A 12,817-nucleotide genomic window follows, 5' to 3' on the forward strand; every position below is an offset into this window, starting at 1 on the left:
TGGCATCTTCCTTTCGTCCATTCCCTCAAGTATCTATCAGGATCGGTATCGTTCCGTCTGACTGAGCAGAGGCGGTGATCCAACGGATTTTGCGTGTTCTTTCGTTATGGTTGACCGGCCCCCATTGGGACGAGATCCCCATCCCGCTCCAGCAGTTCAATGCGGCGCGGATACGCAATCCGGATGCCTCTCAGCTTCAGCTGTCGGATTAGCTCCTTGCGCATTTCTTTGCCCGCCGTCCAGTAATGCACATCCTTGACGAGAGCGATGACCGCATATTTCGCCCCGAGCGCCTGATTCTCCACATCTGTGATCCCGTATAGCTGGGGAGGCTCTACGACCTGCTCCTTGTCATCGAGCAGGAACAGATGCTTGTGATGTTGAACCAGTTCTGTGGACATGGCATAGATGGCCTGCTCCACATCGGCCGGATCGACCTCATACGGAACGGTCACATTCACAATGGCCCGCATGCGGTGACGGTTGTAGTTTTGACTGATGCGAATCTCTGAGTTTTGAATGACGACCACATGCTGGGCCCAGGTGCGAATCTTGGTGGCACGCAGTCCGACTTCCACCACTGTTCCATTGATTTCCCCGTTGTTAATGGTGACATAATCACCGACTGAAAACTGATCCTCGAAAATGATGAAAAATCCGGTAATAAAGTCCTTGACCATCGTTTGTGCCCCGAAGCCTATGGCCAGTCCCAGCACTCCGGCTCCGGCAATGATCGGTCCGACCTGAACCCCGAGATTGCTGAGAATCATCAGGGTAGCAATGATAAAGATAATATACTTCGTCAGGGACAGCAATAGCGATTGCAGCGTTTCTTTCTGCTTTTCCTCCAGTTTGGTGATGCGAAACACACGCAAAATAAAAATCCGGCGGAGTTTGAGGAGCACCCATGTACCTCCCAAAATTGCAAGCAATGTCAGAATGATGGTTGTACTGTCCTGAAACACGCCTTTCCAGTAATCAAGCTCAATCAGTTCTTCCCACTTAAAATCAAACAATGAACATAAACCTCCTTTAGCAGATCCATCTACTATGATAACGAAAGAAATGACGAGAGTACATAAGCAGACTTACTTCGATTGTTGTTCCAGATAACTTTCTTAGGATTCACAAAATAAGAATGATACGAAAAATTCAATAATATATATGTTTATTTATGGAGAATTTAAGGTGGCATATGACTTGAAAATGATACCCGTCTAAAAATAAAAATTGTTCTTTACCAATTTTATTGGAATATGTTACTATATCATTGAAATGTTGGCCAACATTCAAAAACTAGGCGAATGAGGGATTGGCAATGTTAAAGAAAATTTTTGTTGGTGGACTCAGTTTATTATTAAGTATTTCTTTTTCAGTCAGTGTTTTTGCAAAACCTAAAGCTGATAGTAATATTGTTTTTAGCACTACCCCAGATGCACAGGAACAAAAAAGATTAGAACAGTATACCTTAACACCAGGTACAGCTTATGAAATAGATGTACATGGAATAAAGAAAATGACTGAATATAAAGTGGTGAATGCTAAGTCAGGTGAAGTGACAACTCAATGGACTGATGGTAATGGTTATATTTATACTTTTGATAGCTATGTACAAAATAACTACTCTACTGATCCTAAACGTTTCTATGTTTCTGACGTCTCAGTGTATAATAATAGTAGTCAATCAATTCCAATCAAGTATATACAAAATAACAGTGTGACGACTGGCTGGAGTGTATCTGCTAATATTCAAGCTGAAGGATCATTAAAAGCTGCTTTTCTAGGAAAATTATCATACTCGGTGGGCGTTACTTATACTGATAGTAAAACTACAACTAGCAGCACAACTGTAGAATTGGGGCCAATAAATGTTCCTGCTAGAAAAGCTGGTAAAATAACGAAGTATAGAGCGGGAGGATATGGAGCAGGGCAAGCTGCTTGGAGAAAGTATTCCCCAAGTGGTACATCCTATATAGGAATGTACTATACAGGTGAGAGTGGATGGGCAGTAAATCCAAATTCAACGACTCTTGCATATACTGAATGGTCAATTTAATCATGAAGTCAAAATATTTGATTGTTTTTCTAATTTTGTTGTTCTCTCTAGCTGGTTGTCAGGAGAAAAATCAAAATTTAAAGGAAAGTAAAAATGCTGGGGCGAAAGAAATATTTTCATATGCAGAGTTTCGTGACCTGTTTAAAGACATGTCACAAAACATACAAATCCTTGATTTTAAGAAAATAGAGCAAACTGAAGGAACTGATATGATCGCCATTGATAAAGAGTTCTCTTTTGGTAAAAGGAAAATGTTAACTTACAGTGGTGAACAGAATGATGATGAAACACAGGAAACGATTAGATTTGAAGATAAAGCCAACGGGATCATTATTATCATTGACCTTATCTATTTAAGAAACTCAATTGGAAATGACATGCTTTTCTGGTCTATTAATAACAGTGAATATTTTAAGGATAATGTTAATGTAAATCGTTATAAAGAAGGTATTTTTTCAATCGAAAATATTTTGGTAAAGGTGGAGATAATTTCTGATAATGGTAATCTCCCTACAGGTAGCGATTATGATATTTTTAAATCTGTAGTTGATTACTTAGAAGATTATAACGAGAATCTAAATTGATTTATCTAAGTTCTAGAATCAATAATCAAAGATGACGTACTGATAATCAATTTAATTTATGACTGAATTTAAAGAAGGAGTCAATGCATATGCATTGACTCCTTCTTTAAAAACTGCAAAATAAATCTTATCTTTATAACAATCCCTTTAGAGCATCCTGAATGATTTTTTTAGGTTTACACACTAAGGGGATTGTTAACGTGAAATTGCACGATGGTATGGATTGCAAAAGATGCAGGCCACAAACTTCATGCAATAATCCTTAGAGGTTTTTAGCCTTGCAACTCGGCAATGGTCGTTTCCATTTCATTAAGGATCTCTTCGAACACACTCATGGCCTCTTCGATCGGCTTAGGCGAAGACATATCCACGCCTGCCTCTTTGAGGATGTTGATCGAATAATCGCTGCCGCCGCTTTTCAGGAAGCCCAGATAACGTTCTACGGCAGGCTCGCCTTCTTCGAGAATTTGCTTGGCGAAGCTGGTTGCAGCGGAGAAGCCGGTTGCGTATTTGTACACGTAAAAGCTCGTATAGAAATGGGGAATGCGTGCCCATTCCATTTCAATTTCCTGATCGACCTTCATCTCTTTGCCATGATATGTCAGGTTAAGCTCATAGTACAGCTCGGACAGCAGTTGCGGAGTGAGCGATTCACCCTGCTCAGCCTGTTCATGCATGAGTTTCTCAAATTCAGCAAACATCGTCTGACGGAAGACGGTCGTCCGGAACTGATCCGCATAGTAAGTAAGCAGATACATTTTTTCCTTCGGGTCTGTCGTCTTCTTCAGCAAGTAATCCATGACGAGCGCTTCGTTCAGCGTAGAGGCGACTTCCGCCAGGAAGATGGTGTACTGGGCATTGCGATATGATTGCTCCTCGTCGGACAGATAGGAGTGCATCGCGTGACCCATTTCATGCGCCAGTGTGAACATGCTGTTCAGGTTGTCCTTGTGGTTTAACAGTACATAAGGGTGCGTGCCATAAGCGCCCCAGCTGTAGGCACCGCTTCGTTTGCCCTCATTCTCATAGACATCGATCCAGCCTTCGTCATAACCGGCTTGAAGGACATTCAGATATTCCTCACCCAGCGGTTTCACGCCATCCTTCACCATCTGCTTCGCTTCTTCATAGCTCATTTCCATGTCGAGCTCGTCAACAAGCGGCACGAACAGGTCGTACATGTGCAGTTCATCCAGCGAAAGCAGCTTTTTGCGCAGTTCCATATAGCGGTGCAGAAGCGGCAAGTGCTTATGGATGGTGTCAATCAGGTTCGTGTAGACTTCCTTCGGAATGTTGTCCCCGGACAAGGACATGTCCAGTGCAGACGGATATTTGCGAACACGCGAATAGAAAATATTTTTGGATACATTGGCGTTTAACGTAGCGGCCAGCGTATTTTTGTTTTTTCCGTAGGTTTCATAGACAGCCTTGAAGGCATTCTCCCGCACTTCCCGGTTGCGGCTCTCCAGAAACTGAATATAGCGGCCGTGCGTGAGCTCGATTTCTTCCCCTTTGTCATTCTTGACCTTCGGGAACTTCAGATCGGCATTGTTGAGCATTCCGAAGATCGTGCCAGGTGCCTGGGAGATGTTGCCGACCTGGGCGAGCAGGGCTTCTTCAGACTTGGAGAGAACGTGAGGCTTCTCTCTCAGCATTTCTTCGAGCGTATGCTTGTAATTATGCAGGCTTTGATCCGCGATTAGCGCCTTTAATTCTGCCTCGGACAGGCTCAGAATCTCCGGTGTTACGAAGGACAGTTGTTCTCCGATCTCTACACTCAGCTTCTTCGCCTTGTCCGACAGAGCCTGGTACTTGGCATCTGCCATATCTTCATGATGCTTCATATTGGCGAATACGTACAATCTTTCCATGTGCAGCGAAATTTCATCTTCCAGTTCAAAACAGGCAAGGATGGTTGCGGCATCCTTCAGTTTGCCCTGATAGTCTTTCATTTTCGAAGTGAGCTGCTTGACCTCCTGATACTCCTGATCCCAAGCGGCCTGACTTTCAAACAAATCTTCCAGCTTCCAGTGATGCTCGGTTGCAATTTCAGAACGTTTTGGTAATGCGCTCAAGTGAGACATGTGAGACCTCCTAAACCCATCGTTTTGATACATCCAACTACTGCCTATCCCGACGGCAACCAGCAATATTAGCCACTTTTTCATTCAAGCCCACCTGTATCTGTCATGATCAAATATGGAAACGAAAAAGGAAACATGTGCTAGTATGACCGTGGTTGTATTAAATTATAAATGAACCCGTCAACTTATGCGAAAATTCACTAGGTGCCTGCCCGATAAAAGCTGATGGTCAGCAGGATGAAGCTGACCGCTACCAGAAAAATCCCGATCAGGGCGAGCGGTCTTCGCAGTCTCTCCGGCAAGGAATCCCGCTTCATAATGACGACTGCTGCAAAGACAAAGGATGAAATCAGAAAAATGATGAATTCCGTATTTCCACCATTTCCGTCCAAGAGGTTGTCCTCCTTTCAAACGTACGCCAGGGCGTTGTAAATAATTCCATTGTATCGGAAGCGGACGGGATGAGCAATCTTCCATACAGCGCTTGGAGGTGCAGGTGTAGCACCTTAATATGAAAGAGATACGGAAGCAATCAGAAAATAATCAGCAGACACTCAGAAAAGCGTTGACAGACAATGGAAGACAGGAGTACGATATCAGAATATTCCAACGAGACGAAGCGTTACATATGGCAGAAGGAAGAACGCAAAGGGGGAGAAGGCGGATGACAGAAGGGGGAAAAGCGGGCGACGCTCCGCACTCGCAGTCAAATCATAACGCCAGCGGAAGCAGAACAGTGTTTGGCGTGCTGTTTACGATCAGTATGATCCATTTGTTGAACGACACGATGCAATCGGTGGTTCCGGCGATCTTTCCCATCGTTAAGGAGTCTTTGCAGCTGTCGTATGCGCAGCTCGGTCTGATTGCCTTCGCACTTAATCTAACAGCGTCTTTATTACAACCTATGGTTGGACTGTACAGTGATCGTACGCCAAGACCCTATTTACTGCCCCTGGGAATGATGTCCACATTTCTGGGCATTGTCGGTATGGCCCTTGCCAGCGGGTTTGTTCCGTTGCTGCTGTCCGTTGTCATGGTCGGAATCGGTTCTGCCGTGTTCCATCCCGAATCGGCGAAGGTCGCTTACCTGGCTGCAGGTTCGCGCAGGGGATTGGCACAGTCTATCTTTCAGGTGGGCGGCAACTCCGGGCAGGCGCTGGCCCCGATTATGACGGCTTTGATCTTTGTGCCGCTCGGACAATTCGGCATTATCTGGTTTACGTTTGCCGCGGGAACGGCCATCGTGCTGCAAATTTTCATTGCCAGATGGTATCAGCAACAGCTTGTGACCAGACCGGTTCGGAAGAAGACGGATCGCAAGCTGAAGCGGGATGTGGCTTATGCGTCGAGATCCAGGTCGGTGAGCTTTGCTATTTTTATTCTCATTATTCTCATCACGAGTAAAATGTCCTATCATGCTGCGATGACCAGCTTTTATGCCTTTTATTTGATGGATCATTTTCAATTGACGATTCAACAGGCGCAGTGGTGCATATTCAGCTTCCTCGCGGCGGGCGCAGCAGGTGTGTTTTTCGGCGGACCCATGGCCGATGCATGGGGGAGAAGAAATACCATCTGGTTCTCCATTCTTGGTTCTTTGCCGTTTATTCTGATTTTGCCTTACCTGTCCCTTCCCCTCAGCATCCTTTGCTTTGTGCTGATCGGCTTCACGATCATGAGCAGCGGTTCGGTCATTGTCGTGTATGCCCAGGAACTGCTGCCGGGTAGAATTGGCATGGTATCGGGACTGTTCTACGGGCTCTCGTTTGGCCTCGGCGGGCTTAGTGCAGCGGCCTTTGGCGTCGTTGCCGATCTGACGAGCATCACGCTGGTTATTATTCTCTCTTCTCTCATCCCGCTCATTGGCCTGCTGACTTTCCTCCTTCCTTCTGACCAACAGTTGAAGGAGTGGGAAGCAGCCTGATTCGCATGATCCTCCCCGGCAAGGGCAACCTAGCTCTGAATAGAAGGGAGGACGTGCCGCTATGAAACAGGATCGATATGAACAAACGGTTTTGGAACAAGCTGGCAAAGTCGAGGCATCGTCCGGTTTGCCTCTGACCTTGTCCAGATATGTATTGGAAAGCTTGTACGCCTGGGGCGTCAGGCGCATATACGGGGTCATTGGAGATGCCAATCTGGTCTTTCTCAGTGAACTGGCAGCCTTTAAGAAAATTCGTTACATCGCCTGCAGGCAGGAAAACGCCGCCGCGCTGATGGCTTCTGCCGAAGCGAAGCTGACAGGACGGATTGGAGTGGTGCTGGCGACCAGCGGGCCCGGCGCTGCCAGTTTGCTGAATAGACTGGGCGATGCTGCGATGGATCAGGTCGGTGTGCTTGCGATCACCGGTCAGGTGGAGCGTGCCAAGCTCGGAACCGGCAGCAAACAGGATCTCGACCAGCAGAAGCTCATGCTGGGCATGACTAATGCCTCTTATCTGATCAGCGATGAAAAGGCACTGCCTGCGCTCCTTCGGCAGTGTCTGCTTGCTTCTGTCTTGCACGGTCAGGTCACCCATCTGGCTATCCCGAAGGATCTGTTCCATGATGAAATCGATGCACCGCTTGTGGCTCCCGGGCCGTATTTGCAGCAGCCGATGCTTTGTCCTGAAGGAGAAATAGCCGAGTTTGCCGCGCATATCAGTCAGTCCAGGCAGCCGATGATTCTGGTGGGCAAGGGGGCTGGACGGGCGACACAGGAGTTGCAAACCTTCGCGGAAACGATCGGTGCGCCCGTTATGGTAACCATGCCGGCCCGTGCCTATTTTCCCAACGCGCATCCGCTATTTCTGGGCGGACTTGGACAGGCAGGCAGTGAAGCCAGCAGTCTGTTGCTGGGGGAAAGTGATCTGATCCTGATCATCGGTGCGACCTGGTGGCCAGAGGAATACGTCCCTGCGGGTGCGAAGGTTATTCAGATCGACAGGCGTAAGGACCATCTGGGCAAGCATGTGCATATCGCGAAGGGGCTGGCGGGTGATGTGAAACAGATTGTGCCTGTCTTGATCGGCATGTGTCACGGTCAGGGGAAGGGGCGTGAAGATTGGCTGAAGCGTGTGCAAGTGGAGAAAGGGAAGTGGGAGCGTCGTGTGGCGGCTGAGTTACGGGAGAGGGCGAACTCCCTCATGCGCCCGCAGCAGGCCGTTGCCGCATTGGCGGAGCACATGCCCGAAAAGGCCATCATCACGCTGGATACCGGTGATCACACGCTATGGTTTCACCGGAGCTTTGTATGCAAACCGGATCAGGAAGTGCTGCTGTCCGGTCGTCATCGAACACTTGGATTCGGCTTGCCTGCTGCCATAGCAGCCAAGCTCGTCTATCCCGAGCGTCAGGTGCTTGCGATTACGGGAGACGGTGGCGTCGTACAGACGTTTATGGAATGGATGACGGCTGTGGCGCACAAGCTGCCGATACTTCTCGCCGTCTTTCGCAATGGAAGCTATGCGATGGAGAAGAATCGCATGGATGTGCACGGCCTGGATACACTCGGCAGCAGCATCCTGAACCCGGATTTTGCTGCGATGGCAGAGGCAGGCGGCGCAACGGGCTGGCAAATAAAGACGGTGGAAGACCTTCATCACAGAATGCAAATGGCCTTGCGAGCGCGCAAGCCCGTTCTGCTCGATATTTGGATATCCGATGAGCAGGTCCCGCATACGAAAATGTAGCGAACATAAAAAGAGAGACGAGCTCACCGGCCCGTCAGCGAAGTATCCTTATACCTCGCGGAACCGGGAGATGATCGTCTCTCTTTCTTCTTCTGTGCCCTGGAACCGGTCTGCTGCATAGTATTGCTCGACCCAGTTCATCAGTTGGGGACGGCTGAGGAAGGTATGGCAATCCTCTCCCCACTGATCGGAGATGACGCGAACGGTGATTTTCTTTCCTTTCACTTCCGCGTGAACCATGTTCCATTTATCCCATTTATATATTTCGAATTTGGTCATCCTGTCACCCCCATATGGCTGCAAGTATACCTGCTCGGAGCAGGCAAAGTCAATCTCCGAATCTAGTGGACGGAGTGATCGTGGTGTCCGCGGTCCACCGACTGCCGCATGGTGAACACATGCAGAATGATAAACCCGATGGCTGTTACGAAGGCGAGTGCGGACGCAGACAGGAAGAGAACGCGTCCGGAGCTCAGGTTGTAAATCCATCCGCCCAGCAAGGCACTGATCATGCCGGCCATTCCCACCCAGACAACGGTAAACATTGCTTGTCCGGTTGCCCGGTATTCATCGGGGATGAGCACACTCAGGTATCGGATTGCCGTCACCAGGAAGATGCCAAAGGTGATGCTGTGCATCGACTGGACCAAAATAATTTGTACGGGATGATCCAACAGAGCGGTCAGCATATGCCGGAGCACATAGGCGAAGCCGGCAATCGCCAGCAGCGGCAATTCACGAAATTTGTGACCGAATTTGCTAAGAAGCAGAAACATCGGGATTTCGCTCAGGGCCGAGATCATAGGAGACCATCCAATCAGGTCCTCGCTGGCTCCGAGTTCTTTCAGGTAGAGAGTGAGGTAGTTGTCAGTCGTACGGTGGCTGATGGAAATCAGCAGGATGAGGACGAAGAACCAGATAAACAGGGGGGAGCGCAGAAGCTGGAACAGGCCTGAGAATTCCATTTTTTTGGAGCTGCCCTTGCGGTCCTTCAGCGTAAAGGTCAGCAGAAAACTGATCGAGATGACGACGGTCAGTATGGTAATCGTCTGATCCATGCCGACCCGGGCGAGCACCATGCCGGTGATGAGCGCTGAGATAGCAAAGCCAAGTGATCCCCAGATACGAATGGAGGCATAGCTGGTTTTTGTCCCTTTGACGCTTAGCATCGTCAGGCTGTCCGTCAGGGAAATGACCGGGTTGTGGAAGAAGAAGAAGAAGAGGACACAGGCAAACATGACAAAGAAATGGCTGGCGTTCATGAGGAGCAACAGCATGATCATTTCGCCGAAGATGACGAGCATGAGCACCTTTTTGATCGTCTGATAGCGGTCGCTGATTATACCCCATAGCATATTGGAAATCATGCCTGCCAGTGGTCCTACTGACTGCAGCAGGCCAATTTCGACTTTTGAATAGCCCTGTGCTTCAAAATACAGGGGAAAATAAGGTACAATAATACCCATACCCATAAAAAAACTAAACGAGAACAATCGGATATAGTGATGATTTCTGGCTTGAGACTTTGCGGTTTCCATGTCTGTCCCTTCTTTCTGCTTTTGTCACCCTGGAGTCGCAAATACAGCCATTATACCATGTTACGCTAAAAAAATGATTTCACAAAAATGTTGTAAATGTTTCCGATATTGCGATTTATATCACGATGGGGTCAAGGTATCTCATGGTAAAGTGGTAAGCAAACAGCAGGCAAGGGAAGCATCAAGCAATAAGCCAGAGAGCCAGAGAGCCCATGAATAGCGCCGCCTCAGGCCAAGACTCGGGGAGCAAATGGGCGAGAACTTCACAGGAGTATCCTGTATGTGAGAAGGGGATGTGAGAAGATGGTGAAAGATTTTGTATACAACGCGAGATTGGGCATTGCACTTCCGGACATTGAGGACGATTGGACCCATGTCTCCCTGGACCGGAGACAGCGGATTCTGCTGCGGTGGGAAGAGATACGCGGCTCCATTCCGGATCGCATCAAGGATCTCGAAGGGGTTATCAACTGCAAGCAGGAGCGACTGAACGATGAGGAGCAGTTTGAGCGCTCCTGTGAACTGAATCATGAGATCGCGGAACTCGCCAGTCAGATCAATGATCTGCAAATCTGGTATCGTGTGCATCAGGAAATAAAACCGATGAAAAATCATGTCTAATTATGGTATGATAATGAAGCAATTAAAAGTCATCACCACAGTGGAGGCGTCAAGTTGAAGCGGACAAACAGCCATTCTTTATCTTATCCAAAAGGTCCCCTTGGGTTGATGCACCGTGTGTATCGCTACGTACTTCCGGAAGTGAGAGCAGAGCTTGCCCAGTGGAGAAGCGCTGCCGAGCAGATGCCCGATGAAGAGCTGAGACGGCAGGCCATTGCGAGCATGACCGACAAGCAGTTTCACTGTGAGGGCGGCGCGGTGTATGCAGCGGCCAATCTTCCAGAACGGCACGTGCTGATCCCCTTGATTGTCGCCTTTCAAACCATCAGCGATTATCTCGACAATCTGTGTGATCGCAGCACGTCCATGTCAGAGCAGGATTTCCGCCAGTTGCATATGTCGATGCTGGATGCGGTTACACCGAAGGCTCGATTGCAGGATTATTATGCCTATCGCGAGGAGCGGGAAGACAATGCTTACCTGCATCAGCTGGTGAGCAAATGCCAGTCCTGCATCGCAGAGCTTCCGTCTTACGGTGTGGTCTATCCATACGTGAAGGAACTCGTCGGCTACTATTGTGATCTGCAGGTCTACAAGCATGTACATCCGGACTTGCGGGAGCAGAAGCTGCTCGACTGGTGGAAAGCGCATCAGGAGCTTGCCCCGAATCTGTCGTGGAATGAATTCGCTGCGGCTACCGGGTCTACCCTTGGGGTGTTCACGCTGTTCTTGCAGGCGAGCAAATCCGGTTTGACGGTCGAGGAAGCCCTGAATGTGCGCAATCGTTATTTTCCGGCGATCTGCGGCTTACATATCTTGCTTGACTACCTGATTGATCAGGCGGAGGATATCGAGGGCGGGGACTTGAATTTCTGCAATTATTATGAAAGCTCTGCCCAGACTTTGGACAGAATGGAATACATGGTGAATGAATCGCTTCATGCCTGCACGAAGCTGGACAATCCGAGATTTCATCGTATGATTGTCGAAGGGCTGCTCGCGCTCTATTTATCTGATCCCAAGGTGAAGGAGCAGCAGGAGGTCAAGGGCATGACGAGGAAAATCATGAAGAGAAGTCCCATGACACGGCTGTTTTTCTGGCTCAATAGTGTCTGGATTCGCAATAAATCGTAACACGTAAATCGTATATCGTCAGGAGGAAACACAATGACAGTGAAATCAATTGCAGTGTTGACCAGTGGTGGAGATTCTCAGGGAATGAACGCGGCGGTGCGCGCCGTTGTCAGAAGCGCCTTGTATAACGGGCTGGAAGTCTATGCCGTTCAGCGAGGCTATCAGGGTTTGATTAATGATGATATTCGCCAGATGGATCTGCGCAGTGTTGGAGATATTATTCAGCGCGGCGGTACCGTCTTGCAGACCGCACGTTGTGAAGAAATGCGGACGCTGGAAGGTCAGCAGAAGGCAGCGGAAAACTTGAAAAAAAGAGGCATTGACGGACTCGTCGTCATCGGGGGAGACGGTTCCTATCAGGGCGCACACAAGCTGACCCTGCAGGGTATTCGCACCATGGGCGTACCGGGTACGATTGACAATGACATTCCGTTCACCGATTTTACGATCGGTTTTGATACCGCAGTCAGCATTGTCGTCGATGCGATCAACAAGCTGAGAGATACGATGACTTCCCATGAACGTTCCTCCGTTGTAGAGGTAATGGGTCGCCATTGCGGGGATATTGCCTTGTATGCCGGATTGGCAAGCGGAGCGGAAGCCATTTTGGTTCCGGAGGTTGAATTCGATTTGCAGGCCGTTGCCAAGCGGATGAGAGACAACTTCGAGCATGGCAAGAAGCACAGTATCATCGTCGTTGCCGAAGGAGTCGGTGAAGGCGAAAATGTAGCCAAGCAGCTGACAGAATCCAGCGGGGTGGATTCCCGTGTAACCGTACTCGGACATATTCAGCGCGGCGGAACCCCTACACATAACGATCGGGTCCTCGCAAGCCGTCTCGGTGATTTTGCGGTACGCAGACTGATCGAAGGGGACTCCAGCAAAGGGGTGGGCCTGGTCAATGGTGAATTGGTCGCCACGGATATCGACAAGATTGTAACCTCCAAGAAGCCTTTCAATCTCGATATGTATGATCTGGCATTGAGACTTTCCCAGTAAGGGATCGTCCAATCCTAGCCCTTGCAAATGGTTACAGACTCATGCAGCTATTGATAGTCATGCAAGAAATGCGCAGTCAGCACTCGAGCAATCGGGTGCTTTCATTATGAATACAGCCTATGTACAGGAG

At 48.6% G+C, this 12,817-nt stretch carries 12 protein-coding genes; 7 read left to right on the forward strand and 5 right to left on the reverse strand.

Annotated elements, in window-relative coordinates:
* Positions 1 to 104 precede the first annotated feature (104 nt).
* On the reverse strand, positions 105 to 1,016 hold the full coding sequence (locus tag ACFSUC_RS05775) for a mechanosensitive ion channel family protein (RefSeq protein WP_379928542.1): 912 nt from the start codon (positions 1,014 to 1,016) through the stop codon (positions 105 to 107).
* Between the two features lie 302 nt (positions 1,017 to 1,318).
* Here ACFSUC_RS05775 and ACFSUC_RS05780 point away from each other — a divergent pair, with 302 nt between their 5' ends.
* Positions 1,319 to 2,056 (forward strand): hypothetical protein, encoded by a 738-nt coding sequence (locus ACFSUC_RS05780; RefSeq protein ID WP_379928543.1) that lies wholly within the window; start codon positions 1,319 to 1,321, stop codon positions 2,054 to 2,056.
* Between the two features lie 2 nt (positions 2,057 to 2,058).
* On the forward strand, positions 2,059 to 2,640 hold the full coding sequence (locus ACFSUC_RS05785) for a hypothetical protein (RefSeq protein WP_379928545.1): 582 nt from the start codon (positions 2,059 to 2,061) through the stop codon (positions 2,638 to 2,640).
* 272 nt (positions 2,641 to 2,912) lie between these two features.
* Here ACFSUC_RS05785 and pepF read toward each other — a convergent pair whose 3' ends face one another.
* Together pepF and ACFSUC_RS05795 are read right to left on the reverse strand one after the other, a co-directional pair.
* Positions 2,913 to 4,715: an oligoendopeptidase F gene (gene pepF / locus ACFSUC_RS05790; protein ID WP_379928586.1), complete on the reverse strand. Its 1,803-nt coding sequence runs from the start codon at positions 4,713 to 4,715 to the stop codon at positions 2,913 to 2,915.
* Positions 4,716 to 4,924: 209 nt separating this feature from the next.
* Positions 4,925 to 5,116 carry a hypothetical protein gene (locus tag ACFSUC_RS05795; protein WP_379928546.1) on the reverse strand — a complete coding sequence of 64 codons (192 nt, stop codon included), beginning with the start codon at positions 5,114 to 5,116 and terminating at the stop codon, positions 4,925 to 4,927.
* Between the two features lie 272 nt (positions 5,117 to 5,388).
* Between ACFSUC_RS05795 and ACFSUC_RS05800 the strand changes: the two genes are divergently transcribed.
* Positions 5,389 to 6,648, forward strand: a complete 1,260-nt coding sequence (locus ACFSUC_RS05800) for an MFS transporter (protein ID WP_379928547.1) — start codon at positions 5,389 to 5,391, stop codon at positions 6,646 to 6,648.
* 61 nt (positions 6,649 to 6,709) lie between these two features.
* On the forward strand, positions 6,710 to 8,395 hold the full coding sequence (locus ACFSUC_RS05805; protein ID WP_379928548.1) for a thiamine pyrophosphate-binding protein: 1,686 nt from the start codon (positions 6,710 to 6,712) through the stop codon (positions 8,393 to 8,395).
* 48 nt (positions 8,396 to 8,443) lie between these two features.
* Here the strand turns inward: ACFSUC_RS05805 and ACFSUC_RS05810 are convergent, their stop codons facing one another.
* On the reverse strand, positions 8,444 to 8,674 hold the full coding sequence (locus tag ACFSUC_RS05810; protein ID WP_379928549.1) for a hypothetical protein: 231 nt from the start codon (positions 8,672 to 8,674) through the stop codon (positions 8,444 to 8,446).
* A gap of 62 nt (positions 8,675 to 8,736) precedes the next feature.
* Positions 8,737 to 9,933, reverse strand: coding sequence for an MFS transporter (locus ACFSUC_RS05815; protein ID WP_379928550.1), 1,197 nt, complete (start codon positions 9,931 to 9,933; stop codon positions 8,737 to 8,739).
* Positions 9,934 to 10,236: 303 nt separating this feature from the next.
* Between ACFSUC_RS05815 and ACFSUC_RS05820 the strand changes: the two genes are divergently transcribed.
* The 3 genes from ACFSUC_RS05820 to pfkA all read left to right on the forward strand — a co-directional run bounded on the left by ACFSUC_RS05820 (position 10,237) and on the right by pfkA (position 12,687).
* Positions 10,237 to 10,554 (forward strand): hypothetical protein, encoded by a 318-nt coding sequence (locus ACFSUC_RS05820; protein ID WP_379928551.1) that lies wholly within the window; start codon positions 10,237 to 10,239, stop codon positions 10,552 to 10,554.
* Positions 10,555 to 10,662: 108 nt separating this feature from the next.
* Positions 10,663 to 11,688, forward strand: coding sequence for a tetraprenyl-beta-curcumene synthase family protein (locus tag ACFSUC_RS05825; protein WP_379928587.1), 1,026 nt, complete (start codon positions 10,663 to 10,665; stop codon positions 11,686 to 11,688).
* Positions 11,689 to 11,721: 33 nt separating this feature from the next.
* Positions 11,722 to 12,687 carry a 6-phosphofructokinase gene (gene pfkA / locus ACFSUC_RS05830; protein ID WP_379928552.1) on the forward strand — a complete coding sequence of 322 codons (966 nt, stop codon included), beginning with the start codon at positions 11,722 to 11,724 and terminating at the stop codon, positions 12,685 to 12,687.
* The last annotated feature ends 130 nt before the right edge of the window (positions 12,688 to 12,817 follow it).

The sequence above is a fragment of the Marinicrinis sediminis genome (assembly GCF_042685085.1).
In the GTDB taxonomy this organism is placed as follows: domain Bacteria; phylum Bacillota; class Bacilli; order Paenibacillales; family KCTC-33676; genus Marinicrinis; species Marinicrinis sediminis.